The following is a 26,980-nucleotide window of genomic DNA, read 5'->3' on the forward strand; positions in this document are numbered from 1 at the left end:
GGATGGTATTGCGGGACAGGCCGGTCCGCCTCTTGATCTCCCGAATGGAGATCTTCTGCCGGAAATGCCACCGGCGGATCACACTGAGTAAGTCCATGTTGATCACTCCACGACCCTCCGACTGGCAGCCGGAGGCGAGGGAAACATGGTCAATTCTCAATGGTAATTTATACGCCCCCCGGTTCACATCTCAGTGGCAATCAACAGGCATGACGATTTTTCTGCAAGTTGCAATGGGAGATTTCGCTATTCGACAAGTTTTACAATATCATTGTTCAAAAATATTTGTTTCGCAGTCTGTGATTTTTCTGCTGGCCATTTTTGTGGATATTGGGTGAAGTTAGGTAAATTTACAGTAAAGTCAATTTGTTATCTCTCCGACAGGTGAGCGTACCCATAGGTTTGGCTGAGGGGGCGCCGACCGGAGACAAAAGATGGCGGATGTGTGCAAGGCAGGCGCCGATGAGAAGATGATTGGTTCGCGATCGTGTTGCCTCGCCAAGCGGCATTGATCCTTTGAACGCCGCAATGTTTCAATGCACAAATCTGTGCGGAAGGTGCCAATCAGCAAGCGTTCATTAGAGAAAAATGGGGTGCGTCTGCGGGCGTGAGTGAACCTGTTTGGATTGCTCTGGACAAGTGAAAAAGGGTGGGGCACAATCGCCAAGGCACCGGAAGAAAAGGGTTATTTTTGGTGCGTGTGGGATAATGTGTGGGGAAGTGCAGCGCTGAGAGCGGAAAAATTGCATTCTAACAAGTTGTTACGATTTCAGATGCAAATCCCACCCTCTCCGCCAAGAGCCCTTCCGGGACCATCCAGAACTGATCGCAGGAAATTCATCGATTTCCTTGGTTTCGGCGATCGGGCTCAATTTCCTTTATCGTGGCTGGACGTTGGCTCGACGAGAGTCGTCTCTTGCGAATTTCGCGCGGAATGTCCGGGAATTCTCCTCACCGACCGGGGCTTTGTTCTCATGTGCGTGATTGCCGGCAGCGCTTGAACGTATTTCGGGCGGAAGCCGGTTTTTTCGTTCACTGAGGTCGCGTCCGGTGTCATGTTGACAGATATCGGCGGCGCGAGCAGCTTGTTCCGGTTGAAGATGGCGGCTCGGAGAGTCGGTGTGAATTAGCGCTTTTTCGGCGGCTACCTCGCTCAAGGGTCGGGTGCATGCAGAGGGTGTTGAGCAGCATTGCTTTGGCGGCGCAGGGCTTTGTTCTTGCCAGTTTTTCGACTGGCGCGGGCATTTCGCCGGTGACTCTGGCCATGCTTGATCCGTCAGGGCTTGCCGCTTCGATTTGCGGCGCAAGGGCTGAGGCGGCGGTGCTGGCGCACGAGCTTGTGCTTGCCGCAGCCGTTACGGGTCCGGTCGGTGCCGCATCCCAGGCGATACCGCTCTATCGCGATCTCGTTGCCGATCGTTTGCCGATCACCACTTCAAGCGAGCAGGCGCGGCGCTATTTCAATCAGGGTCTCCTGCTGGCCTATGGCTTCAATCATGCAGGGGCGGTGCGCTCTTTTCGCGAGGCGCAGCGGCTCGATCCGGCTTGCGCGATGTGCTGGTGGGGCGAGGCGCTGGCGCTGGGGCCGAACATCAACGCGCCCATGGACGATCGCGATCGCAATGCGGCTTTGGCGGCGATGGATAGGGCCGCAGGGCAAAGCGTGCATGCGTCACCGCTGGAGCAGGCGTTGATCGGTGCGACGGTGCGCCGCTACACGCGCGATGCGAAGGCCGATCGCTCTGCACTGGATACCGCATATGCCGATGCCATGATCGACGTTGCCCGTCGCTTTCCAGCGGATGACGATGTGGCCGTGCTGGCGGCCGAAGCGGTCATGGATGTCAGCCCGTGGAGCTACTGGGAGGCGGACAAGCGAACGCCGACAGGCCGAAGCGGCGAGGCGGTTCGGCTGATCGAGGGCGTGCTAATGCGTGACCCGGGCAACCTTCAGGCCGCGCATCTTTACATCCATCTCATGGAGAACAGCGCGGACCCGCGCCGCGCGGAAGCTGCGGCAGACCGGCTGGCGCGGGCAGGCGCGCCGAGCGCCGGCCATCTGGTCCACATGCCGGGGCACATCTATCAACTGGTCGGCCGCTACGCCGATTCCATCCGGGTCAACATTGCGGCGGCGCGTGCGGACGAGGCTTTCATCCGCAGCACGAACGATCGCAGCCTCGTCCGCTACGGCTATTACCCTCACAACGTCCACTTCATCGTGACATCCGCGCAGATGGCAGGTGACATGCGCACGGCGATCACCGAGGCGCAGCGTCTGCGGAAACTGCTGGATCCCGGCACCTCCGCGCGGATCGCATGGATACAGGCGATCGATGCCGCACCCTTTCTGGCGATGGCGCAATTTGCCGAACCCGAGGCGATCCTGGCCATGCCGCCGCCCGACCCGCGTTTGCCCTATGCCGCTGCCATGCGGTTCTATGCGCGGGCCGTTGCCCGGGCGCAGGGGCGGGACCGCGCCGGAGCCGAGCGTGAAATCGCCGCCATCGTGGAAATCCGCAATTCCGGCACCCTGGCCGGCATGACCGAACAGGGCGTGCCCGCAGCGGACCTTCTCCAGCTGGCCGAAGCGGTGGCGCGCGGCAAGCTGGCCTTTTCGGAAAAGCGCTACGAAGAGGCCGCGCGCCTCTATCGCCGGGCAATCGTGCTGGAGGCGAAGATACCCTATCAGGAGCCGCCATACTGGTATTATCCCGTGAGCCAGTCGCTTGGCGCGGCCCTGTTCAGGGCCGGGCATTATGGCGAGGCGGCGCAGGCTTTTCGTGCCGCGCTCGTGCAGTCTCCGAAAAGCGGCTGGGCACTTTACGGACTTGCCGAAAGCGAGAAGGCGCAAGGGCACGGTGTTGAAGCGGCCGCCGCCCGCCAGGCGCTCGGGCAGGCGTGGCTGGGCGACGATGCCTGGCTGCGGATGGACCGCTTGTGAATCTCGTCCACGCCCGGGCGCTGCCCATTTTCCCGCAGCCGACCGGTGGCTATCGGCGGGCTCTTGCCTGCGTGCGCAGGTAGGCGATCAGGTCGGCTCGGTCCAACGGGTCCTTCACGCCGGGGAACTGCATGGTCGTGCCAGGCACGACGAGGCGGGGGCGGCGATCCATGCGTCGAGCGCCTTTTCGTCCCATTTGCCGCCGATGCCGATCAGCGCTGCGGTGTAGCCGTAGCGCGACCTGTTGGTGCCGGGGGGCTGGCCGAACACGCCGAACAGGTTCGGTCCGCCGCGATCGCTCGCGCCTTCGATGATGCTGTGGCAGGCGGCGCACTGCCGGAATTTCCGGGCGCCGCTTTCCACGTCGGCCACTTTCATAAGCTCTTGCAGGGTCGGGTCTTGCCCCGCTTCCCGCAGGCGCTCGTCATGACGGTCATCGCGGCATCCGGCGAGTCCGATCAGGAGAGCCATTCCGGCAAAGGCCGCGCGGGCCGATATCCATGCTTTCACGGTTCGCAGGTCCGATGCATCAATCGCGATGGAAGAACGCGGGCCTGCCCTTGAGCACGTTGCGCGCCATGTCGCCGCCATCGTGAAGGGCGAGCGGGCCGCCGGGCAGAGCATCGTCCCAGAAACCGTGGTCGGCATATTGATCGAGCGCCTCTTCATACCGGGCGATCTTGGCGGCCTGCGCTGCAAGCAGCCTTGTTGCGCTGTGCATTTCGGCAAAGTCGTCGCCCGATCCCGCGCGCACCATCCGGGCAAGATCGGGGCGTTCCAGTGCTTCGAAGTAGTCGGCAACGAAGTCCCGGGCGGATTGCAGCGGGGTTGCGTGTCCCGCAGTCGGCATGGTCATGGGCAGGTCAATCGCCGTTGCGCGGGGCGCGGGCATTGAGATCGGCCCAGAGTGCCTCCGTGCCCGCTTCCTGCGCCTTGTTCACGTATTGCGAGGCCACGAGCCAGCCCTTGATATACTGCAGCGGCAACACGCAGCCCAGCCCGACCAGCGGGAACGAGGTGAGCAGATGGACCCAGAACGGCGGGTCGAACTTCACCTGCAGCCATACGGCGAAGAACGTGAGCGGGAAGGCGACGATGCAGAGCGAGAAGAAGGCGGGGCCGTCGTCAGGGGCGGCGAAGCCGTAATCGAGCCCGCAGGCCGGGCAGGTATCGTTCAGCTTGAGCCACTTGCGGAACATGGCGCCTTTTTCGCAACGGGGGCAAAGTCCCTTCAGGCCGCACCTGAAAATACGGCGGGCCTTGTCGCCGGGCTCCATATTGTTGTCTGACATGATGCAGGTCCGCCGTTGATCGCGAGGATTCGTCTGTTGCTCAATATGGATATTGTATGCATACAAAGTCAATGCAAACAGTGATGCAAAATTGGCTGCCGGACATCCGCAATGCTCAAGGGCCGCTTTATCTGGCGATCTCCGCGGCGATCGGCCGGGATGTGGAGGAGCGGCGGCTCAATCCGGGGGATCGCCTTCCGCCCCAGCGCGAACTGGCCGAAGCGCTGGGCGTGGATACCGGCACGGTCACGCGCGCTTATGCCGAGGCGCGCAGGCAGGGGCTGATAGACGCGGAAGGACGGCGCGGCAGCTTCGTCCGGGGCAAGGCGGCGTTCGATGCGTCCAGCCAGGTGCCGCCGTTCGATACCGGCATGAACCTGCCGCCGATTCCCTCCAGCAGTTCCTATGCCGCCAGCTTCGCGAATGCGCTGCAAGCCGTGCTGGAAGGCCCGGCCGCGGCGAACCGGTTGCAGTATCAGCCTGCGGGCGGCGCTCCGGAAGACCGCGCGGCCGGCGCGCAGTGGCTGGCGGCTTCGGGAATGGAGGCGACGGAGGACAATGTCATCGTCACCAGCGGTGCGCAAACCGCGCTGCATGCGGTTGTCAGTTCCGTTCTGGCGCCCGGCGATATCGTGTGCACGGGGCCTTTCGTCTATCCGGGCTGGAGCGCGATTTGCCGCCGGCACGGCGTGGCGATCGTGCCGCTCGGCGCGGATCGGCACGGCATCGATCCCGACGCTTTCGCGCGGGCCTGCGAAACCGGGGCGGTTCAATCCACCCCGGTCAGGGCGATCTATCTCGTGCCCGACAACGACAATCCGACGACCGCGACGCTCAGCGAGGAACGGCGCCGCCGCATTGCCGAGATCGCGCGGCGGCACGATGTTCTCATCATCGAGGACGATCCCTATTCCCGTCTCGGCAGCGGCGAGATTCCGTCGCTGGCTGCGCTCGCGCCGGAGCGGACGTGGCATGTCGCAAGCCTTTCAAAGCTCGTCTCGCCATCGCTGCGCGTTGCGTACTTGCGCGCGCCGCAGCTTCGGGATGCGCTGCGGCTGGCGACGGATACCTATGAGACCACGATCATGGCGCCTCCGCTCAACCTGGCCGTCTGTACCCAGTGGCTGAACACCGGGAAATGGGCTTCGCTGGTGGCGGAGGTGCGGGACGAGTGCCTTGCGCGGCAGGCTATCGCGGCGGGCATCCTGCCGCATGGGAGCTATGAGGCGGCCGCGCGGGCTATCACTTGTGGATTGCGCTGGAGCGGGAAGGGCAGTCCGCCGATCTCGTGCGGGCGCTGCGGCCGCTCGGCATCTCGGTCGTGTCGGGAGAGCAGTTCCGCATCGACCCCGAGGCCCGTCATGCGGTGCGTATCTCGATCGGCGGCAGCGCCGATCGGCAATGCATCGAACGGGCGCTGAAGATGGTGGATGCGATGATCCACCATCAGGATGGCCGTTTCAGCCCGATGGTCTAGCCTCAACGGCCCGGAACTTCACCCGAAGCTCCGGGTCGCCGAGCCTCGGTCAGGCCGTTTCCGTTTCCATGAGGGCGGCTACCTGTTCGGGATCGCCCAGGATCAGGCCGATGCGCTGGTGAAGTCCGACCGGGGTCACGTCGAGCACGCGGTTCCAGCCGTCGGTCGAGGCGCCGCCCGCCTGTTCGACCAGGAAGCTCATCGGATTGGCTTCGTAAAGCAGGCGCAGGCGCGCCTTGCCCGGCGTGCGGTGATCGGCGGGATAGAGGAACACGCCGCCGCGCTTCAGGATGCGATGCACGTCGGCAACCATCGAGGCCGTCCAGCGCATGTTGTAGTCCCGGCCGCAGGGGCCCTTGCCGTCAGTCAGGCGCTCGTCGATGTAGCGCACCACGGTTGGCGACCACTGCGGGCGCGCGCCATGTTGATGGCGATTTCGCAATTGCCCGAAGGGATCTGCATGGGGCCGTCGGTCATGATCCAGGCGCCCAGTTCGCGATCCAGCGTGAACTCGTAGACACCGGAGCCCAGGGTCAGCACCAGCAGCGTCTGCGGGCCGTAGATCGCATAGCCGGCAGCGACCTGCGCGGTGCCGGGCTGGAGGAAATCTTCCTCTCGTACTTCGCGGCCCGCGCATTCGTCAGGCGCGCGCAGCACGGAGAAGATCGTGCCGACCGAGAGGTTTACGTCGACATTGCTGGAACCGTCGATCGGATCGTAGACCAGCAGGTATTCGCCCTTGGGATAGCGGTTGGGGATGGGATGGATCGTTTCCATCTCTTCCGAGGCCATTCCGGCGAGGTGGCCGCCCCACTCGTTGGCATCCAGCAGCAGTTCGTTGGCGAGCACGTCGAGCTTTTTCTGGACTTCGCCCTGCACGTTTTCGCTGTCGAGGCTGCCCAGAACGTCGCCCAGCGCGCCCTTGGCGATGGCGTGGTTCACCGTCTTGCAGGCGCGCGCCACGGTTTCGATCAGCAGGCGCAGTTCGGGCGGGCAGGTCGAGTTCGGCTCGCGCTGCTTTTCGAGCAGGAAGCGGGTGAGTGTCGGTTTCATATCAGCTTCCTTACCCCATGTTCCGGACAAATCCATGGCACTGCGAGCACATCCTGCCCCGTCGGGCCGGCATTACGCCGCGTCTTGCAGCCGCCGGGCTACTTGCGGGCCATGCGCGAAGGCGGTGGCCTTGGCAATGGCCTCATCGTCGGGGCGGATGCCGGTATAGAGCACGAATTGCTCGATGGCCTGGAGCACGATCACTTCCGCGCCGGAGATCGCCGTCTTTCCGGCGGCGAGGGCGGCCTTGATGAAGGGCGTTTCGGCGGGCTGCGCCACCACGTCGAAGGCGACCTCGCAGGCGGCGATCTGCGCGGGCGTGAAGGCGAGTTCACCGGCCTGCGCGCCTTCCATGCCGAGCGGCGTGACGTTGACAAGCATCGCCGCCCCCTGTTCGGGAAGCTCGGGGAGCCAGCGGAAACCGTACTGTTCGGCAAGGGCGGGGCCGGCTTCGGCATTGCGGGCGATAATCGTGCCCTGGCGGAAGCCGAGATCGCGAAGCGCGGCCATGACCGCCTTGGCCATGCCGCCGCTGCCGCGCAGCAGGAACGGCGTGGCCGGATCGATGCCGCGCCGGGCAACGAGATCGCGCACGGCGGTATAGTCGGTATTGTAGCCGGTCAGCACGCCTTCGTCGTTGACGATGGTGTTCACGCTGTCGATGGCGCGGGCCGAATCCTCAAGCCCGTCGAGCAGGGGGATCACCGCTTCCTTGAACGGCATCGAGATCGCGCAGCCGCGAATGCCCAGCGCCCGCAGGCCGCCGATGGCTGCAGGCAGGTCGGTGGTGGAGAAGGACTTGTAGACATAGTCCAGCCCCAGCAGCCCGTAGAGCGTGTTGTGCAGGCGCGACCCGGCGTTGCCGGGGCGGGCGGAAAGCGACATGCACAGGCGCGTGTCCCGGCCGATCGATTGTTTTGCGCTGAAGTCGGTCATCATGGTCAGGCTCCGATGGGCTGGTTGGCGCGGGCGCGAGGGCCGCTCGATCCGCGCGTGATGAGGCGTCCCGCCAGCACGACCTTGCGGGCAGGCGCTTCGGGATGGTCCAGCCGGTCCAGCAGCATGGTCATCGCGGTGCGGCCGATCTCCTCGACCGGCTGTTCGATCACCGAGAGCCCGTCGCCGACGAATTCCATCCAGTCGTTGTTGTCGAACCCGGCAAGGGCAATGTCGCCGGGCACGGCGAGATCGAGGTCGCGCAGCGCACGCAGCACGGTGAGCAGCATGACGCCGTTGCTGGCGACGAGCGCGTCCGGGCGAACCGGGCCGCAGAGCAGTTCCCTGACCGTGCGTGCCGCGGCCTCGGCGGCGTGCGGCATCTCGACCGTGACGGCCTCCATGCCGAACTTGCGGGCCGCTTGCTCGAACCCGGCGCGGCGCTCGATCCCGGTGCTGCTGGCGGCGCCGAACAGCCCGGCCACGCGGCGGTGGCCCTGGGCGTGGAGGTGCGCCACCAGTTCGGCGGCCATGGTTTCGTTGTCTAGCAATACCGTGTCGAGACCGGCGCTGGGCAGGCTGCGGTCGATCAGGACGACGGGGAAGCCCGGTTCCAGCCGCTCGGCCTTTTCGACCCATTGGCGGCAAGGCGCGAAGATCACCCCGGTTACGCGTTCCTCGTGCATCAGTTCGAGATAGCCGGCCTCCTTGGCCGGGTCCTCGTCGGTGTTGCACAGGATCACCCGCATTCCGCGGGCGGTGGCGAGGCTTTCGATGGCGCGCGAGACGGCGGTGAAGAAGGGGTTGCGGATATCGGCGACGATCAGGCCGATGGTGTTGGTGTGCTGGGAGCGCAGGCGCCGCGCCGCAAGGTTGGGGCGGTAGCCGGTGGACTTCACGGCCGCCAGCACCGCTCGTGCATCGCGGGATCGACGCTGCGGCCTGACAGCACCCGCGAAACGGTGGCGGGGGACACTTCGGCAACCCGGGCTACGTCCTTGATTCCAACTGTCATCCGCAATGCGCCATTCGAGAAATCGTTCTCACTTGTTAGGGCGTTTTGCCCCTCTCCTGCGGGCGACTATGCATCACGTTCTCTCAAGATCGCAAGCATTCTCTTGACAAGCGCTTTGAGAAAACGTTTTCTAAGTGCATCACAGACCCGTCGTCAAAACGGTCAGGAGAGGCCTGAAATGCTCGCAGATGCGCCCGCCTCGGGGGTAGAGGATCTCGTTCGAATCGATGCCAGCGCGGCAGACAAGGTCGATGCGATTCGCCAGGTCGGCCAGCTTCTGGTCGCCGCCGGCTGCGTTGCGCCCGGATACGAGGAAAGCATGGTCCGCCGGGAGGGCGTGGCGAACACGTTCCTGGGCGCGGGCGTGGCGATCCCGCATGGCCTGGGCGAGGACAAGGGCCTTGTCCGCCGTGACGGCGTGGCGATCCTCCAGTTGCGCGAAGGGGTCGAATGGAACCCCGGCCAGCGCGCCCATCTGGTGGTGGGCATCGCCGCCAATTCGGACAGCCACATCGCCATCCTGCGCCGCCTGACCCGCCTGATCCAGGACGAACCGCGCCTTGCCGCGCTGGTCGCTACCGACGATCCGGCCGCCTTTTCCCGCGCGCTGTGGGAAGACGGCGCGGCTGCCGCCCCGTCCGAACCGGCGGCAGACTATGCTGAAATCACAGAATGGACGGTCGACTACCCAACCGGCCTCCATGCCCGCCCCGCCTCGGCCTGGGTCGAAGCGCGCGTGCCTCTGGCGTGCGCCTGCGCGTGCGCCACGGCGGAGAGAGCGCCGATCCCCGCAGCCTCGTTTCCCTCCTCCAACTGGGGCTGCGTGCTGGTGATCGGGTGACTCTCTCCGCCGAAGGGGCAGGCGCGCGGGCGGCTTTGGACAGTTTCGCCGCCGTGGTCCGCCGCCTGACCGCGCGCGAGAAGGAAGACGCCGCGCGCGCCGCCGAAAGGCCGCCGCGCCGATCCGCGGCTGGAAGCCCGTGGCGAGGCGCGGATGATCGCGGGCGTCGCCGCCAGTCCGGGCCTCGCCATCGGCAAGGTCCATGTGCTTTCCGCGCAGGAACTCGACGTGCCCGACCGGCCGACCGATCTGGCCAGCGGTGGCACCCAGCTGAACGATGCGCTCACCCGCACCCGCGCGCAGATGAAGGCGCTGATCGACGATACCACCCGCCGTCTGGGTGCGGGCGATGCGGCGATCTTCAAGGCGCAGGCCGAACTGCTCGACGATACCGATCTCATCACGCTCACTTGCCAGCTCATGGTCGAGGGGCACGGGGTGGCATGGTCGTGGCATCAGGCGGTGGACCGTATCGCCGGGCAGCTTTCGGCGCTGGGCAATCCGGTGCTCGCCGCGCGCGCGGCGGATCTGCACGATATCGGCCGCCGCGTTCTGGCCGAGATCGATCCTGCGCTTGCGGCCGGATCACTGACCGATCTGCCCGAGGAGCCCTGCGTGCTGGTCGCGGCGGACCTGTCGCCTTCGGATACCGCCACGCTCGATACCGCGCGGGTTGCGGGCATTGCCACGGCGCTGGGCGGGCCGACTTCGCACAGCGCGATCCTGGCCCGCACGCTCGGCCTGCCTTCGGTCGTGGCGGGCGGCGCGGACCTGATGGGGCTTGCCGCCGGGGCCACCGCGATCGTCGATGGCGACAGCGGCCGCGTCTGGCTGAACCCGTCGGAGGCCGATCTTGCCTCTGCCCGCGCGTGGATCGCGGCGCTCGGCGAAAAGCGCGCCGCCGAAGAAGCCGAGCGCGGCAAGCCTGCCGAAACCCGCGACGGCCACCGCGTGGAGATCGCCGCCAACGTCAACCGCCCCGATCAGGTCGCTTTCGCGCTGGCGCAGGGCGGCGAGGGCGTCGGCCTGATGCGCACCGAATTCCTGTTTCTCGAACGCGGCGACAGTCCGGGCGAGGACGAGCAGGCCGAAATCTACCGCGCCATGACCGAGGCGCTGGAAGGGCGCCCGCTGGTGGTGCGCGCGCTCGATATCGGCGGCGACAAGCAGGTGCCGCATCTTGACCTCCCGCGCGAGGAGAACCCTTTCCTTGGCGTGCGCGGCGCGCGGCTCTTGCTGCGCCGCCCGGACCTGCTGGAGCCGCAGCTTCGCGCGCTGTACCGCGCCGCCAAGTCCGGCGGCGATCTTTCGATCATGTTCCCGATGATTACCTCCGTCCACGAACTGATCGCGCTGCGTGCCCGCTGCGAGGAGATCCGCGTCGAGCTGGACGCGCCGACGATTCCCGTGGGCATCATGATCGAGGTTCCCGCCGCCGCCATCCAGGCGCGCTCGCTGGCGGCCCATGCCGATTTCTTCTCGATCGGCACGAACGACCTTACCCAATATGTCCTCGCCATCGACCGGCAGAACCCGGAACTGGCAGGCGATGCCGAAAGCCTGCACCCCGCCGTCCTGCGCATGATCGCGGCGACGGTGGAGGGCGCAAAGGCGCATGGCCGCTGGGTCGGCGTCTGCGGCGGCATTGCCGGCGATCCCTTCGGCGCGGCGCTGCTGGTGGGGCTGGGCGTCAGCGAACTGTCGATGACCCCGCGCGACATTCCGGCGGTGAAGGCCCGCATTCGCGGCGCCAGTCTCGAAAGCCTGCGCACGCTTGCCGCCAGGGCGCTCGACATGGAAAGCGCGGGCGAAATCCGCGCGCTGGACGGGCCGAAAATCGAAGAGGGGGAAGGCTGATGCGCACTCTTACGGTCACCTTCAACCCGGCCATCGACCAGACCGTCATGCTTGACCGGCTGGTCGTGGGCGAAGTCCACCGCGCCCGTTCGGTGCGCCAGAACGCGGGCGGCAAGGGCGTGAACGTCGCCAGTTGCCTGGCCGACTGGGGCATGCCGGTGTCCGCCTACGGCCTGCTCGGCAGCGACAATGCCGCCGCGTTCGATGCGCTGTTCGCCGCCAAGGCCATCGAGGACCGCTTCATCCGCATCGCCGGGGCCACGCGGGTCAACCTCAAGCTGGTGGACGCGACGGGCACGACCGATATCAACCTCGACGGGATCGCCGTGGATGCGGGGCGCGCCGAAATGGTGGCGGCAACCATCTGCGAAGCCGCGCGTGAGGGCGATCTGGTGGTCCTGGCCGGAAGCCTGCCGCCGGGCTGCCCGCCCGACAGCTATGTCACGCTCACCGCACGCCTGCGCGCGGCCGGGTGCCGGGTGGTGCTCGACACCAGCGGCCTGCCGCTCAAGTGCGCGCTTACCGCCGATGTTCTGCCCGATGTGGTGAAGCCCAACCGCGACGAATTGGCGCAATGGCTCGGCCGTCCCCTGTCCGATCTGGCCGCGCTTTCCGAAGCGGCGGCGCAGCTGCACGGGCGCGGCGTTTCGCTGGTCGTCGTGTCGATGGGCGAGGAAGGGGCGCTGTTCCTGTCCTCGGAAGGCGCCGTTACCGCGCGTCTCGCCATCGGACAGGTCGCCAGCACGGTGGGCGCGGGTGATGCGATGGTCGCGGGTATCGTGGCGGCTCTGGGCGAAGGCGCGGATCTTGAACGCACCGCCCGCCTCGCCACCGCGTTCGCGGTCGCCAAGCTCGGCATGGCGGGGCCGAACCTGCCCGCCCTGCCCACGGTGCATGCACTGGCCGATGAAGTGGCCGTCACGCCGTCGATGCTGCCGGGCTGTACCCGCCCGCAAACGATCAAGGCCGGAGAGGAATGATGGGCAAGCTCTACGCAGTTATCGATGCGGCCGATTCCGCCGTGCAGGGCGTGCTCGCAGGGGAAGCGCTGCGCAAGGCGGCGCGGGCCAAGGGCCGCGATATCGAGATCGAGGTGCGCATCGGGCAAGGCGTGCTCAATCCGCTTCCGCCGGAATTGCAGGCGGGCGATACCCTGCTGCTGGTCGCCGCCCATGACGAGGCCGCAGCCGCACTCCCGCTCACCCCGCTTCGCCGTGTCACGCTGGAGGCGGTGCTGGCCGATCCCGAAGCTGCCCTGGCGCAGGAGCCGCAGGTTTCCGCCGATTTGCCGCGCGTAGTGGCGATCACCTCATGCCCCACCGGCATCGCCCATACCTTCATGGCCGCCGAAGGCCTTGAGGAAGGCGCCAAGCAGCTGGGCTATCCGATCCGCGTGGAAACGCAGGGCTCGGTCGGCGCCGGTTCGCCGCTGACGGCGGAAGAGATCGCGGCGGCCGACGTGGTCATCATCGCCGCCGACCGCGAAGTCGACCGTGCGCGCTTCGGCGGAAAGCGGGTCTTCGCATCGAGCACCAAGCCCGCCATCTCCGGCGGCAAGGCCCTGATCGAGCGTGCTCTCACCGAGGCGAAAGTGCAGGGCGGCGCGGCCTCTGCCGAGACTTCCGGCGGCGCTGCCGAACGTGCCGGTCCCTACAAGCACCTGATGACCGGCGTTTCCTTCATGCTGCCCTTCGTGGTCGCGGGCGGCCTGTTGATCGCCATGGCTTTTGCGCTGGGCGGCATCGATGCCAACAGCGCAGGCGCCGAGGGGACACTTGCGGGTGCCCTGTTCCGCATCGGCGCGCAGGGCGGTTTCGCGCTGATCGTGCCGGCGCTGGCGGGCTATATCGCCTATTCGGTGGCCGACCGTCCCGGCATTGCGCCGGGCATGATGGCGGGATGCTGGCCGCCAATCTGGGCGCGGGTTTCCTGGGCGGCATCGTGGCGGGCTTCATCGCCGGTTACGGTGTCGAGGCGCTCAACCGCTTCATCAAGCTGCCCAAGAACCTTGCGGGCCTGAAGCCGGTGCTGATCCTGCCGCTGCTGGGCACGCTGCTGACCGGGCTGCTGATGATCTACGCGGTCGGCACCCCGGTTGCCGCCGCGCTGGCGTTCCTGACTGAGTGGCTGCGCTCGATGCAGGGATCGAGCGCGATCCTGCTGGGCGTGATCCTGGGCGCGATGTCGGCCTTCGACATGGGCGGGCCGGTCAACAAGGCGGGCTATGCCTTCTCGGTCGGGCTGATTTCCAGCCAGGTCTATACGCCGATGGCCGCGACGATGGCGGCGGGCATGGTGCCGCCGCTTGCCGTGGGCCTTGCCACCCGCCTGTTCCGCGACCGGTTCTCGGTGGAAGAGCGCGAGGCAGGAGGCGCCGCCGCCGTGCTGGGCCTTGCCTTCATCACCGAGGGCGCGATCCCCTTTGCCGCGCGCGATCCGTTCCGGGTGATCCCGGCGCTGATGGCGGGATCGGCGATTGCCGGGGCCATTTCGATGGCGGCGGGCGCCGAGCTCAAGGTGCCGCATGGCGGCGTGTTCGTCCTGCCGATCCCCGGCGCGGTCACGCATCTGGCGGTCTACGGGCTGGCCATTCTGGCGGGCGTGGTGGTGAGCGGGGTCCTCGTTGGCCTGCTCAAGCCGCGCATGGCCCCGGCGGAAATCGCCGCCGCCTGAATTGATTCCGGGCCGGCGGAAGACCGGGCATCCTAGAGAGGATATGTTTCGATGCGGTTCGCACTGCTCAAGGGCGCCTGCTGCGCAGGTGCCGCCGCCCTTTCCTTGCCCTGTTTGACGGCATCCGCCGCCATGGCGCAGGAGGTCGCTTCCGACGAGGCCCCGGTCGCCGACAGGCAGGCCGATGTCCCGAAGCCCTGGCAGCCGCTGGCCGACGACGGCGTGACCCTCGCGCTCAGCTACACGGGCGAGGCGGCAACGAACGTCACCGGCGGCCTGCGCCGCGATGCCGCTTATGCCGGGCAGATCTATATCGGCGCGGACCTCGACATGGACCGCATCGCCGGCATCGGCGGCGGCACGATCCATGCCGCGATCACCAATCGCCACGGGGAAAGCCTCTCGGCGCTGGCGCTGGGCAACAACACCTCGGTTCAGGAAATCTGGGGCACCCAGAACACGCACCTCGCGATCCTGACCTGGGAGCAGAAGCTGTTCAACGATCGCCTGATGATCGAGGCGGGGCGCAGCCAGGCCAACATCCATTTCCTGAATTCGCCGATCTACTGCAATTTTCAGGGCAATTCGGGCTGCGGCAACCCGACGTTCGTCTTCAAGAACAGCAACTTCACCTACTTCCCGGCATCCAGCTGGATGATCCGCGCCAAGGCCGAAGTGCTGCCGCATGTGACCGTCCACGTCGGCGCTTACGAGGTCAACCCGGACCGCAAGCGCGCCAGCGACCACGGCTTCAACTTCAGCACGAAGAATGCAACCGGCGTGATCGTGCCGTGGGAACTGGGCTATTCGAACGAAGGCAAGGGCGTGCGCCTGCCCGGCCACTACATCGTCGGCGGCTGGTTCGACCGGGGCGACTATGCCGATCCGCTGCGCGACGATCAGGGCGGCATCGCCATCCTCACCGGGCGTGATCCGCAGACCCGCAAGGGTCGCTCGGGCCTCTATTTCCGCTTCGACCAGCGCCTGACCCGGCCCGATCCCCGTTCGGAGCGCGGCCTCAGCGTGTTCGGCGTGGCGATGACCAACTTGTCCGGCCGGGTGGAGGAAAGCCGCTTCCTCGACTTCGGCGTGGTGCAGACCGGCACTCTTGCCGGACGCGATGCCGATACGATCGGCTTCATGATCAGCGACCAGCGCTTCAGTAACCTCGCGATGGAGCGCATGCGCGCGGCGCGGGTTTCGGCGGGCGGGGATGCCGCCGTCAGCCGCCACCAGTACATGATGGAACTGGCCTACGGCGCGCAGCTCGGCCCGGCGATCCGCATCTCGCCCAATGTGCAGTACATTCTCCACCCCGACCAGACCGGCGCCCCGTTCCGCACGCGCGACATCAAGGATGCGCTGATCTTCGGCTTCAAGTTCACGATAGACGCGCCAACGCTGCTGTCCGGCGGTCGATAAAGGCGGGAGCGCTTGACCGCCGCCGCCGAAGATGATGGAACGGGCGCGTGAGCGACGAACTTCCCCGCCCCGAAACTCCATCTCCATCCAGGGCAGAGGCAAAAGCCGAAGTGCGCGCGGCCGAGGCCGCCGCCATCCGCCGCCGATGGATCACGCTGGGCGAAGTGCTGGCCGTGGTCGCAGTCGTCATTTCCGGGCTGACGCTCTGGAATAACTGGACCGCGCGCAGCGATGGCGAGGCCGTGAAGCAGGCCGATGCGCAGCGCGCTTCCACCCGCGCCGCAACACTGGTGCTGGTGGCGACAAGTTCCGGCGAACAGGTGCTCACCCTGAAACCTGCCTCGCCCGAACAGTCCGTACAGAGCCAGACCATCCTGTTCCCGACAGCCTTGGGTGTGGCGCCTGCCGAAACCACCGGAGAACCGCGGATCGAGGCCAGGTGGTTCGAGCGGGAACTGGAAAAGGCTCGGAATGAGGCCAGGCTCCCCGATAACAGCCGCGGCGACGAGCGGCTGCCGGTTGCGATCAGGACACGGTTCCTGGTCGATGGCGAACCGCACGAAGATGTCGCGCTATACGATATCGGTTACAGCGTTTCCGGTCGCTTCCTGTCCGGCCACAGCGTTGCCCTTCGCGGCGTATCGCTGATTTCCAATGTAAAGAGCGGCGCCGCTCAATCGAAACTCGACGCCCGTTGGGAACGTCTGCGCGCTCGCCCCTGAAGGTCGCCATCTGAACGGGTGGCAAATGCTCGGAAGGTGCACGGGCAATCCGACCATTCCGGTCACGCGGAACCGCTGCTCGCTGGCAAGGGGCGGCGAGGCGATTCCCCGCTTGTTGCAGAGTGAGTTTTACGCCGCCTTTTCGGCGTGAACATCTCGATGGCGAGGGGGCATTCCTGCGTGGGTCTGGCCGCTGCTTCTGTCACGCTCTGTCGGTCTCAGTGGCCGTTAGGTGCTCTTCAATGCGTGTGTCCGATCTTAATTCTGTGTCCAGCGAGACCGAAAACCGAGACTGCGATCCTATAAGAAGTTCACGCTGAGCCGGGATCGGCAAAGGTTTGTAGCAGCGGTCGCAGGAGTTGGGTCTTGTTTGGTTTCGTCGTTTCCGGTTTCTGGTTTGCAGGCAGCGTTTTCCTGGCATCCGCAGCCATTCAACTCCTGATCCGGCATCCGGGATTCCGTGGCCCTGCGGCCATCGCCTTTGCGGTTGTCGTGGCATGGGATATGCCGAGCATCAACGCCGCCCTAATCGATATTGCCAGTGCAAGCGGGTCGGCGCCTTCACTTGTCAATGATGTAGACGGGAAAATGATGGAGTTCCTGTACTTCCTGCCCATTCTACCTCTCGGATACGGCCTGTTTGCGGTCATGACCTGGCTGCGCGAGAACTCTCTGGGAACTCACGCGGCGACGAGAATCCAAGCTTGAATACTGTCCTTGTGTCCCTGAATATTTTTGCCGGCATGTGATTATGCTCCGGTCACGGGTTGGGCGCGCGTCCTGCGGGCAATGTGTTCCTGAAGAATATTCCTTGCGGCCCCTTCATATCTGGTCGTGATCAGCCAGGCGAAGCCGACGATGACGGGGATCAGAAGATAGGCTTCCCATCCGGTACGCTCCAGGCCTGTGAACCTCTCGAAACCGCCGGAATAGAGCGCGAGGATCGGCACATGAAGGCCGTAGACCGGATAGGAAACGGCCCCCAGAAAGCGGCCGCCGGGGATCACTGTGCGATGGCCTGCGATAACCGCCAGAACGAGCGTGCATGGCAGGATGATAGCGGTGACGAACAGCGTCCATCTGACGTCATTTATCGGTAAGCAAAGCGACAGGATCAGAAGCAGGGCTGCGACGTACGAAGCCCAGGCTCCGGCTTTCGGCAGGGCTTGGCGGAATGCGTGTATCAGCAGGCCGATCAGGAAACCGAAGGATACGCGTGCGAGGCCTCCGGTAAATGTCGGCAGGTTCCAGCCCATGTCCATTGTTCCGTGAATTCCGGCAAGACGGGTCAGAGCGATCAGGCTGATCGCGGCGAGAACCAGGAGCGTCCCGCGTCTCCTGGCGACCAGAAACCCGGCCCATGCGAAGTTCACAAGGATTTCGAAGAACAGTGACCAGAGGGGGCCGTCCGCCGGGAAGAGTTCCCAACCGGTTGCCGATGCTTGCCACCATTTGGGCAGCAGCAGGAGGTTGAGCGCAGCGCTGGCGAGGATATCTTGCAGGCTGTCAGACCTCGCGGGTACGGCGATCCAGCGAGCAAGGAGGTAGGCTGCACCCATCAAGACGCCCAACACGATGATTGGCGCCACTCTGATGATGCGTTTCGTCGCAAAATCCCCGAATGTCATGCCGTTCAGAAGTCGCGCGCGGTAGGCTTCCGCGATGACAAAGCCACTCAGCATGAAGAAGAAATCGACAGCGAGATACCCGTTCGCGGCCAGCGGCGGGGCGCCCGTTCGGGTTCCGATGTGAAAGATCAGGACCGCCATCGCGGCGATGCCGCGCATTTCATCCAGAAACCCGTAGCGATCATGTGTGGAATTCGCGGACTGCATCGGCAGTAATCCCTGGGCGTGCATTTCGGGAACCGGCTTGCGCCGAAGTTCGGACGACATCGTTGGCCGCCGCCATGGGCTCCCGGATGAAATAGGGAGAAGATGCGGCTCTCACCGGGCGGTCCGGCTGGAAGGAAAGCGCTGTCGCAAGGCCGAAGCCGAAAGCCGCCACGAAGTCGAAATTGGCATCCGCGATCATCAGCGACACGGTGAACATCGGTATGTAGGCAAAGCGGAAACCCGAAGCGAGAATCCGCAGTTCCGGGCTGCTCGCTGAGCGAAGGCAGCTTTGAGCGATGAATGCGCAGAAAAAGACGCCTCCGAGGATACCCGTGGCGCTGAATATGGCGACGATGCTGCTCGACGCCCGTGTGCTTCCCAGACCAATGCCGAAGCCATGGCTTTCGAAAACGCTGGCGAGCGCAATCGAACGCCACATTCCGCGTTCCTCGTAGGAGTGCGAAGAGCCTTTCTGCAGGACCATACGGTCGATCATGGCATAGATCGGATCGAGCAGGTCCGGCTTGAGAAGCAGGGTCAAGGTCACGCCCGTCAGGATAGCGATCGGCACGGAGAGTTCGCCGAGTAGGCCTTGCCTATAGATCAGCCCTGTGTGCTGCGGCCTGTTCGCCCTGAGCAGCCATTCGGTGCATGCCATCGCCAGGAAGAGGCCCATGCCCACGTAAGCAGCAGAGGATTTCGACTGCCAGCAGAGCAGGAGCAACGCGATCAGAATGGGCGGACAAACCCTGGTTCGCAGCGCGATGTTGGTGATTGCGCGCCTGTAGAAGTAAAGGCTGCACAGGAAGCCGAGGCAATAAGTGCCGAACGCGGAAGCTTCCGGCATCAGGCCGACGACGCGTTTGGAGCCCATGACCTCCACTTCCGTGGCCAGCGCATAGGATGCAGTCCTGAACGGCTGCAGCAAGGGAGCCAGCGGCAGGAACTGGCTCGCATAGTCAAGCAGGCCGGTGACGATCAGCATGGCTGCGCCGAGGCAGAGCGCCTGAAGGGCATGCTGCCGCATGTCCGGCGATCGCAGGTGCCTGGCAAGCGCGAAGACCGTGAACACCGATATCGTCATGTAGACCCATTGGGAGAGATTCTGCGTCGATGGGGCCAAGGGTGCCGTGGTGCGGAGTACGCCGCGTACAGGAACGACGAGCAGGTCGCCGGCAAGCAGGCGGGGCATGAAAAAGGTCGTGACCGTGGCGATCGTCCAGAAGGCGAACAGGAACAGAAGCCGGTTCGGCATGATCGCCATCGACAGCAGGGCCGATGGGCCTTGCCTGTTCAGGAAGGCTTTTGCGATGACCACTATCGCAGCGATGGGCGTGGCGATGAACGTCAGCCCTCCGGTGAGTTGGGTGGGGATCACCGCGAAAGCGCCGAACGGCATGGTTGCGAAGAAAAGATAGAGCGCAACCGGCCGCCGGCTTGCGGCTGCCCAGATGACGAGCAGCCAGAACAAGGCGATGGGAATCGCATTCATTGCCGGTTCTTCCCGTGCTGCCGGGATGCGGTGCGGAGGTTAGAGGGTATCAGGCTGACCTCCGTGGGTTGGCGATCTGGACGTGGCTGGAGACTAGCCCGGAGTGGTCTGCAGGCGCAGTCGGGTCATCTCCGTTCCGGTGTCAGTTTTGATCGCTGACCAGTGTGGGCGCGGCTCATCTCTTCCATACCTGGCATTTGCTGTAGTCGCGGCTGATGGCTGGGACGGGGGTTATGGAGGGGCCGCGTGAATTTCGACGGCATACCGGTTGCATCGCGAATGCCTGGGGAGTTGTATCGGATACGGATGAGTTCGACTTGAAGGAGAGGAAATACTGGCGCACCGTTTGATTGAGGCGGGTTTTGCATGGTGATGGATAGGTGTTTACACATAATCTATCTGTGCAATTGCATTGTTGGTTGTGTCTGTGGTGGTAACCATCGCTGTAAGTCTGTCGTAGTGATATGATCCGTTACTTCCGGGGAAATTCTTCTTCGGGGAACGTTATGACTATCCGGTTAGGTGCCCAGACCCACTTCAGCCAGGGGTGGAACACATCGCTTCTTGATGCCGCTGCAAACCTTGGCGTGGATGGCATCCGCGACAGCGTGCCATGGGGGGCGATCGAGAAAGCTGCGGGCAAGTATGACTTTTCGGTTCCGCAGGCTGCCTGGCTCGATCAGGCGCTGCAGAAGGGCCTTGCGGTTACGCTGACGTTTGCGAATGCCAATGCGCTCTACGACCGCGGATACACGGTTTACAGCGATGCGGGGCGCGAGGCTTTCGCCAATTTCGTCGTGGCGACATTGCAGCGCTATCCCAATGTGAGCGCCGTCGAGATCGGCAACGAGTACAACTCCAATTCTTTCGTGACCGGCCCTGTGGCGACATCGTCGGCGGCCAACCGCGATGATTATTATGCCAAGCTGGTTGCCGCGGTGGACAGTGCGCTGAACAGGGCGGGACTGGACGTGGAACTGGTAGGAGGCGCCACGCACTCCATCCCGGTGGACTACTTCGCGGACCTCAAGGCACTCGGAACACTGGGCCTCCTCGATGCGGTTTCCATCCATCCCTATACCACACCGCCCGAGCAGTTTGCCGACCAGATCGAGGTGCTGCGCGGCGTGATCGGCAAGGACATGGCGATCAAGGTTACCGAGTTCGGTGCGAATTTCGCCTCGCTCGACGATGCGCCGGCCTATCTTGCGAAAATGCTCAGCGTCATGGGGGATGCCGGTATCGAGAGCGCGAGTTGGTATGCACTGGCGCGCCAGTCCTACTTCCCGAACATGGAGCTCTGGAATACCCAGGGCGCCAGCGCGACGCCGGCGGGAGAGGCTTTTCGGGTATTCGACAGCCTGCTGGCTGATGCCGACGTGATCCGGCGGTCGCGACCGATGATTTCACTTACCTGTACACTTTCGGCGATCATGCGGCGGTGCTTTGGGGGCAGACGGGTTCCGTCAGCCTGGCGAAGGGCGTGTCCGCCTATGATCTCGACGGCAATCGGATCGCCAACTTCGACGGCAGGATTTCTGCAGATACTCCGATCATCCTGAAGTCCGAGGGGGTGATGACGGGAACGTCGGTCCAGTTCCACGCGGGAAATCTCGTTGCGGACAGCTATGACCAGTTTGACGTGACCAATCAGGATGCGGCAGGCGCCGGGTTCGAGGGGCCATGGTCGTACTTTTCCCTGTCGGGGACCGGCCAGGTCGCCGCGTTGCAAACGATGGGAGGTGGATTGAAAGGGGGGGAACTGTGGACTCCGTATCTGGGTTCGCAATGGCTCCGCCCGCTGGAGATCAATGCGACGACGCTGACACCCGTTGATTTCGGGGGAGGCAAGAGCGCGGCGGCCCGTTACGGCATTATCGAGCGGTACACCGCCCAAACTGGCGGTCTGTTCACGATCAAGGGCACATATGATGTTGCCGATCAGAGCCTCGACGGGATTTCGCTGAAGGTCACCGTGAACGGGAAGGAGATTCTCCAAAAGGAGATCTATGACCCCGCGAAGGGCAATGCATACGATTTCAGCCTGGCTCACGTATCGCTCGCGGCAGGGGATCAGGTCGATTTCATCGTGCAATCGGGCGCCAGCTCAAGCGGCGATGTTACCACGCGCCATATCCAGATCTACTCCGAGAAGGCTGTTGCTGCCACGGTCCAGGCTGCAACCCTGGATTACTCTGGCGCGGGGGCCGGATTGCAGGTCAACCTGACGAAGGGGGCGGCGATCGTGGATGGCAAGCGCGCAGCCATCAGCGGGTCGGACGTGAAGGGATCGGCCCATGCCGATATCCTTGTCGGGGACGGGAAGGGCAATCGTATCGACGGCGGCGCGGGTGACGATCGTCTGGACGGACTTGCCGGAGATGACGTCCTGATCGGCGGAAAGGGCAATGACAGGATCGACGGCGGGATCGGGGCCGACCGCATGGAAGGTGGCGACGGCGACGATACCTATTTCGTCGACGACCGCGGAGACAGGGTGATCGAAAGCGGTGCGCAGGGCGGCGTCGATACAGTCAGGTCGCAGGTCGATTTCACGCTTGGCGACAGTATCGAGCGGCTCTACCTGACCGGCACGGCCAACCTCCATGGTATGGGCAATGCCCTGGCGAACATTCTCTACGGCAACGACGGGAACAACGTCCTGAATGGCGGCAAAGGCGCGGACAAGCTGACCGGTGGGGCCGGCGCGGACACCTTCGTATTCGATCATCTCGAAACAGGTGCGAATGCCGATACCATCCTCGATTTCCAGAGCGGTGTCGATCACATCGAGATCGACAAGGACATCTTCGCGGCGCTGGCGCCGCTTCGCCCGGGTTCGCCCGCGACCCTCGACTATGGCCGCAAGGCTGCTTCGGCCGATACGCATCTGTTCTACGATGCCTCTGCCGGGACGCTCTATTATGATGCCGATGGTAGCGGGTCTGCCGCGGCCGTTGCCCTTGTCACCCTCCGTGGAAAGCCGATGATCGATGCGACCGATATCATCCTTGCCTGACATGCACGAAACTGGCGGTGAACCGCTGGTTGGCCATAGGGAGGGCTTTGGCCCTTGCTCCGGTGAATTCATGCCGGGGCCGAGCAGGCGAAAGCCCTGGGGGGCATCCCGGAGAGAACCGCTGCCGGAGATCGCGCATCCTCATCGCCCCTCGCTTCTGCTCGGCCGCGTGTTTGCAGCCGAGTCCGACGACAGGAATCCGATGATGGGAATTGCGGTGGCCATGGCGGTCTCCGTCATGGGCTGGGCACTTCTTCTGGGCGCGATTTTCTGAGGCGGCCGAATGCCTCTGTCTGGCAGGGGGGCTCTCCCGGAAAGTCAAACGCCGCAACCGGAATTGCGTGAGGCCCGTAAAAAAGCGGACCGGGATGCGAAGGCATTTCGGTCCGCTTTTTGTGCGTTCAGGGCTCAGGCGAAGATAATGTCGGCGCTGGTCAGGTGGGCGTCGTAGAAACGAACGGTGGTGGTGCCGTAAGTCAGAATGGTGTTGTCGCCGAGATAGCTGAGCGAATAGGTGTTGCCTTCGAGCAGGCGAACCTTGTCCAGCCCCAGTTCGAAGTCGAACACCTTGTCCGAGCCGTCATCCTTGTCGAACTCGAAGATGTCGGCACCGGTTTCCGTCGGGTCGTTGGGATTGTCGCCATAGAGGACATCGTCACCGGCGCCGCCGAAGATGATGTCGTCACCCGAGCCGCCGTAGATGCGGTCGGCCCCGCCGCCTCCGTTCAGATAGTCATTGCCTTCGCCACCGCGGAGCTTGTCTGCAGAACCGCCACCGTAAATGGTGTCGTTCCCTTCGTCTCCGTAGAGGTTGTCGCTGTTGGCTCCGCCGATGATGTAATCATCACCGCCGGCACCATGCACGGTGTCGTTGCTTGGCCGGAAAGAATACGGTCTCCCAGCGCACTGCCGGAAATATTGTCACCAATGGATGATCCGTTGATATCTGCCACGGGAATGCTCCTTGCAATAATCGTTGCGATTTGAACTCGAAATCATTCGACGACGATTGTGCCGGCTTCCCGATTATTTGTGCAGCAAATCACGTCCACTCAAGAGAGTTTGGTGAAGTGTACCGGTTGCCCCCTTCCCCTTTCGATTTGCAGGTTCGGCGCAGTGCGCTTCAGTGCCCTCTCAATCGTGGCTTGTTCATAAGGCTTAGGGTTAATGTCGTGCAACCGTTTTGATGTGGATCTTCCATTCATTCATTTTAATATACGCCATTATGGATGGTGTTTTACGTGTTATTACTAGAGTCTATGGCGATATTGCGCGGAATTTCTTTGTTGTTCAGCGCCCGCATGTGAAGTCTCCGCTTCCGGAATGTCCATTATGGACGCAGAATTCGATGGCGGGGAGGGGGGCTTGCACTTCCGGCGGATTAACGATGGCGGGCGTCGCGAGGGCGCACAAGGAAAGGGCCCCGATTCCTCGGAGCCCTTTTGATACAGTCGCTTGGGGCGATGTGCGGGCGTCAGCGGCCCTGTCAATGAACGGGCGGCCTCACGCCCAGAGCAGTCCGGCATCGGTGTCGGCCACATGGAGGCCTTCCATTCCGACGCCCTTGATTCGGGCGAGCAGGTGGTCGCCACTTTCGTCATGCATCTGGAGATAGGTGCCCGAACCGCTGGTGACGATGTCGAACGTGGCAGTGCTGCCGTTCGCGATGCCGGTGATCAGGATCTTGTCACCATCGGCCGCGCTGAAATCGTAGATGGTGTCCATGCCTGCCACGTCGGAAGCGTCGAACACGAAGGTATCGGCGCCGGCCTCGCCATAGAGCCGGTCCGCGCCGGTTCCGCCGAAGATCCAGTCATTGCCGGTGCCGCCCATGATCGTGTCGATGCCGGCATCGCCATAAAGATGATCGTTCCCGTCATCGCCATAGAGCGTGTCGTCGCCGTTGCCGCCGTGGATGCCGTCGTCGCCGGCCATGCCGCGCAGCTTGTCGATCCCGTCGAGGCCGTCGATCCGCTCGCCTGCCGTGGTTCCCACGATGCGGTCATCCGCGCCGGTGCCGGTCAGGGTGGCTGCATAAGTGCGGCCTTCATCGCCATAAGGGCTGGTGGCCGCATGATCCGTGGAGCCCGAACCGGGCGTCTCGGTGACCGGAGCATGCACGGTTCCGTCGCCGGTGCCGGCCTCGCCCGAGGTGTTGCCGGGGACTGTCGGCGTTTCCACCGGGGCCTGCGTGACCGGCTGGTCGACCACTGCCGAAGTGCCTGCGGCGAGCAGCTTCACCAGCTGGGCGTAGCTATAGGTGCCGTCCGAGAAGGTGAAGGTTTCGACGTTGCTGATGGTCGAGACCTCGCCATACTTCGCGGAGATGAGCACGTCGCCGGTGGCCGAGACCGAGCCGGAAATCTTCGAGAAGGCGCAGTTCATGACCAGCGCGTCCTGGCCTTGCCCGCCGTCGATCCTGTCATTGCCGAAGCTGAAGTAGATCGTGTCGTTTCCGCGCCCGGCGCTCAGCATGTTGGCGACGTTGCTGCCGATCAGCGTGTCGTTGCCATCACCCGAGTAGACGTTTTCGATGGTATTGGCCGCCAGGTTCAGGGTGACGCCGGCGATCGTGCTTACCTTTGTGGCGGTAAGATCGATCGTGGTGTTGCTGGTGACGGCCGCCGTGTTGATCGTGTCGGTTCCGCCGTTCGCATCCTTGAGCACGCTGCGCTTGGCGAGATCGGCGCCGGCGTAGAGCGTGCCGAATTCGTCGGTGTAGATGTACGTGTCGTTCTTCGAGGTGTCCGCTTCGCCAAGCAGGGTCAGCGTAGCGCCCTTGAACTTGCCCGTCATCGGCACACCGGCCTTGTCGGCAGCGGCGGGATCGCGGTTGTAGATGTCGAGCTTCCAGGTACCGGCGGATTGTTCGCCCATCGAGGCGACCGAACTGAAAGTGAAGTTGCGGATGCTGCCGACGCGGCTCTCGGTTGGAAGGTCGTAGACCAGGCGGACCCGGGTACCTTCCGGCGATGTCAGGTAGACGTCGAGATCGCCTGTGTTGAGCCAGTTGAGGTCGATGGAAATCTGGACATGTTCGAGATCGATCGCATCGGTCACGGGGATGTCGAGCGAAAGGTGATCGTTCGATCCGGCAACCAGGGTCTGCGCTGTCGTGACGGTCTTGGTGGCTGTGGCCATGTTCGCGAAAGTCTGCTGTTCGTCCCAGGTTTCGGCCAGTCGCACGGCATCGTGGACGTTGAGGAAGCCGTAGCCGAATGCGTCGCTGTAATGGAGCCCGCCGCCATTGGCGTTATCGGCGCCATTCGTCCGCCAGCCGTCGCCGAAGCTTGCGCCGTCGGTCAGGCCCGTGCGGTGGGCGGAGTAGGCGAGGATTTCCTGAACGTCGCGGTAGCCGAGGTCGGGATTGGCCTGGAGCATCAGGCCGATCGTTGCCGACACGGCCGGAGCGGCGAATGATGTTCCCGAAACGCTTTCATAACGGTCGCTCAGCGTGGTGGTGAGCACGTCGCGGCCGGCGGCCGAGATCAGCACGTTCGCGCCGATGCTGGTGAAGGCGGAAGGATTGCCGTCGGCGTCGACCGAGCCGACCGCGATCGTATAGGGCGAGTTCTGGAAATTATGGTAGTTCGAGGTGCCGGAGGTTCCGGCGTTACCGGCCGCGAACACCAGCGAAGTGCCCAGCCCGCCGCGTCCGGTTGAAACGGCGGAAACGAGCGCTGCCTTGTATTCCGGGTTGGCATTGAAATTGTCGGCGAAGTTTTCGACGAAGCTCCAGCTGTTGTTGGCAACGTCCAGGCTGGCCGACTTCTGCAGGGCAGACACGATCTGCCCTGCGGCATTGCTGGAGGAATAGTCGACGCCGAGGCCGACAAGCGTGGCGCCGGAGGCGATGCCTACGGTTCCGATGGCATTGCCGGCTTCGGCGGCGATCACCCCGGCAACGGAAGTGCCGTGGGATTGGGGCAGGGCGGTGGCGCTGATCGTTACGGCGTCAGTCGCCGTTGCGAAGTTGTAGTCGAGCGTGGTGTCATAGGCCTTCTTGAGATCGGCATGACGAAAGTCGATCTGGGAGTCGATAACGCCGATGCGCACGCCTTTGCCGGTGTAGTCCTGCCATACGGAATAAGCGTCGATGCTCAGCTTGGAGCGGGTCGATCCGTCCAGATACCACTGCTGCTTTTCAAGAGCGTCGCCGTAATAAGTGGTTGTTGCTGCAGTCGATGCGATGATATTCTTCTTTGCCATGTGATAATACTCGCATTGTTGGCTCTATCCGGATCGATTGTTGTTTCGGTAGAGCTGTTGGTTTCGTTTCTGCGAGATATTCAATATGGCTGTAGTGGCTAATCGGGGCCTTCTGTGCACGGTAAACGCAAATTCACGGCTGGATGTTTTGATTGTGATTCAAGTAATACTTGGTTGGTAAGGGTGATTGCGT

At 63.9% G+C, this 26,980-nt stretch carries 18 protein-coding genes and 3 pseudogenes; 10 read left to right on the forward strand and 11 right to left on the reverse strand.

Annotated elements, in window-relative coordinates:
• The first annotated feature begins 1,168 nt into the window (after window positions 1-1,168).
• Entirely contained in the window at window positions 1,169-2,944 is a 1,776-nt protein-coding gene (locus ADT71_RS15865; RefSeq protein ID WP_054438377.1) for a tetratricopeptide repeat protein, read from the forward strand.
• Window positions 2,945-3,058: 114 nt separating this feature from the next.
• On the opposite strand, the gene ADT71_RS15870 is transcribed toward ADT71_RS15865, so the two are convergent.
• The 3 genes from ADT71_RS15870 to ADT71_RS15880 are packed head-to-tail and all read right to left on the reverse strand — an operon-like array spanning window position 3,059 to window position 4,236.
• Window positions 3,059-3,454, reverse strand: coding sequence for a cytochrome c family protein (locus ADT71_RS15870; protein ID WP_231635922.1), 396 nt, complete (start codon window positions 3,452-3,454; stop codon window positions 3,059-3,061).
• A 19-nt stretch (window positions 3,455-3,473) separates the two neighbouring features.
• On the reverse strand, window positions 3,474-3,800 hold the full coding sequence (locus ADT71_RS15875; RefSeq protein WP_231635923.1) for a hypothetical protein: 327 nt from the start codon (window positions 3,798-3,800) through the stop codon (window positions 3,474-3,476).
• A gap of 7 nt (window positions 3,801-3,807) precedes the next feature.
• Window positions 3,808-4,236: a DUF983 domain-containing protein gene (locus ADT71_RS15880; protein WP_054438379.1), complete on the reverse strand. Its 429-nt coding sequence runs from the start codon at window positions 4,234-4,236 to the stop codon at window positions 3,808-3,810.
• Window positions 4,237-4,319: 83 nt separating this feature from the next.
• On the opposite strand from ADT71_RS15880, the gene ADT71_RS15885 reads away from it, so the two are divergent.
• The gene (locus ADT71_RS15885) at window positions 4,320-5,657 is read left to right on the forward strand and encodes a PLP-dependent aminotransferase family protein (RefSeq protein ID WP_231635924.1); all 1,338 of its coding nucleotides are present in this window, start codon (window positions 4,320-4,322) and stop codon (window positions 5,655-5,657) included.
• Window positions 5,658-5,762: 105 nt separating this feature from the next.
• On the opposite strand, the pseudogene ADT71_RS15890 reads toward ADT71_RS15885, so the two are convergent.
• The 4 genes and pseudogenes from ADT71_RS15890 to ADT71_RS33765 all read right to left on the reverse strand — a co-directional run bounded on the left by ADT71_RS15890 (window position 5,763) and on the right by ADT71_RS33765 (window position 8,717).
• Window positions 5,763-6,766 (reverse strand): annotated as a pseudogene (locus ADT71_RS15890) (class 1 fructose-bisphosphatase).
• Between the two features lie 72 nt (window positions 6,767-6,838).
• The gene (locus tag ADT71_RS15895; RefSeq protein WP_231635925.1) at window positions 6,839-7,705 is read right to left on the reverse strand and encodes a shikimate 5-dehydrogenase; all 867 of its coding nucleotides are present in this window, start codon (window positions 7,703-7,705) and stop codon (window positions 6,839-6,841) included.
• A 2-nt stretch (window positions 7,706-7,707) separates the two neighbouring features.
• Entirely contained in the window at window positions 7,708-8,613 is a 906-nt protein-coding gene (locus tag ADT71_RS15900; RefSeq protein ID WP_231635926.1) for a LacI family DNA-binding transcriptional regulator, read from the reverse strand.
• Window positions 8,598-8,717, reverse strand: coding sequence for a LacI family DNA-binding transcriptional regulator (locus ADT71_RS33765; protein WP_231635927.1), 120 nt, complete (start codon window positions 8,715-8,717; stop codon window positions 8,598-8,600). The genes ADT71_RS15900 and ADT71_RS33765 overlap by 16 nt, the downstream gene beginning before the upstream one ends.
• A gap of 178 nt (window positions 8,718-8,895) precedes the next feature.
• On the opposite strand from ADT71_RS33765, the pseudogene ptsP reads away from it, so the two are divergent.
• The 6 genes and pseudogenes from ptsP to ADT71_RS15930 all read left to right on the forward strand — a co-directional run bounded on the left by ptsP (window position 8,896) and on the right by ADT71_RS15930 (window position 16,940).
• Window positions 8,896-11,415, forward strand: a pseudogene (gene ptsP, locus ADT71_RS15905) (phosphoenolpyruvate--protein phosphotransferase).
• Window positions 11,415-12,395, forward strand: coding sequence for a 1-phosphofructokinase (gene pfkB, locus ADT71_RS15910; protein WP_054438381.1), 981 nt, complete (start codon window positions 11,415-11,417; stop codon window positions 12,393-12,395). The pseudogene ptsP and the gene pfkB overlap by 1 nt, the downstream one beginning before the upstream one ends.
• A pseudogene (locus ADT71_RS15915) lies at window positions 12,395-14,088 on the forward strand (fructose-specific PTS transporter subunit EIIC). The gene pfkB and the pseudogene ADT71_RS15915 overlap by 1 nt, the downstream one beginning before the upstream one ends.
• A 51-nt stretch (window positions 14,089-14,139) precedes the next feature.
• Window positions 14,140-15,510, forward strand: a complete 1,371-nt coding sequence (locus ADT71_RS15920) for a carbohydrate porin (protein ID WP_054438383.1) — start codon at window positions 14,140-14,142, stop codon at window positions 15,508-15,510.
• 47 nt (window positions 15,511-15,557) lie between these two features.
• Entirely contained in the window at window positions 15,558-16,232 is a 675-nt protein-coding gene (locus tag ADT71_RS15925) for a hypothetical protein (RefSeq protein WP_054438385.1), read from the forward strand.
• A 366-nt stretch (window positions 16,233-16,598) separates the two neighbouring features.
• Entirely contained in the window at window positions 16,599-16,940 is a 342-nt protein-coding gene (locus ADT71_RS15930; RefSeq protein WP_054438387.1) for a hypothetical protein, read from the forward strand.
• Window positions 16,941-16,981: 41 nt separating this feature from the next.
• Here ADT71_RS15930 and ADT71_RS15935 read toward each other — a convergent pair whose 3' ends face one another.
• Together ADT71_RS15935 and ADT71_RS15940 are read right to left on the reverse strand one after the other, a co-directional pair.
• Complete coding sequence (locus ADT71_RS15935; RefSeq protein WP_054438388.1) at window positions 16,982-18,019, reverse strand: acyltransferase; 1,038 nt, start codon at window positions 18,017-18,019, stop codon at window positions 16,982-16,984.
• Between the two features lie 22 nt (window positions 18,020-18,041).
• On the reverse strand, window positions 18,042-19,559 hold the full coding sequence (locus ADT71_RS15940) for a hypothetical protein (protein WP_054438390.1): 1,518 nt from the start codon (window positions 19,557-19,559) through the stop codon (window positions 18,042-18,044).
• Between the two features lie 506 nt (window positions 19,560-20,065).
• Here ADT71_RS15940 and ADT71_RS15945 point away from each other — a divergent pair.
• Together ADT71_RS15945 and ADT71_RS15950 are read left to right on the forward strand one after the other, a co-directional pair.
• Entirely contained in the window at window positions 20,066-21,121 is a 1,056-nt protein-coding gene (locus tag ADT71_RS15945; RefSeq protein ID WP_054438393.1) for a glycosyl hydrolase, read from the forward strand.
• Window positions 21,043-22,578 carry a calcium-binding protein gene (locus ADT71_RS15950; RefSeq protein ID WP_054438395.1) on the forward strand — a complete coding sequence of 512 codons (1,536 nt, stop codon included), beginning with the start codon at window positions 21,043-21,045 and terminating at the stop codon, window positions 22,576-22,578. Before ADT71_RS15945 ends, ADT71_RS15950 begins: the two co-directional genes overlap by 79 nt.
• Before the next feature lie 408 nt (window positions 22,579-22,986).
• Here the strand turns inward: ADT71_RS15950 and ADT71_RS15960 are convergent, their stop codons facing one another.
• Window positions 22,987-23,442: a calcium-binding protein gene (locus ADT71_RS15960; RefSeq protein WP_231635929.1), complete on the reverse strand. Its 456-nt coding sequence runs from the start codon at window positions 23,440-23,442 to the stop codon at window positions 22,987-22,989.
• Window positions 23,443-24,081: 639 nt separating this feature from the next.
• Window positions 24,082-26,787, reverse strand: a complete 2,706-nt coding sequence (locus tag ADT71_RS15965) for a S8 family serine peptidase (protein WP_054438399.1) — start codon at window positions 26,785-26,787, stop codon at window positions 24,082-24,084.
• Window positions 26,788-26,980 lie beyond the last annotated feature (193 nt).

Source organism: Novosphingobium sp. ST904, assembly GCF_001298105.1.
GTDB lineage: Bacteria > Pseudomonadota > Alphaproteobacteria > Sphingomonadales > Sphingomonadaceae > Novosphingobium.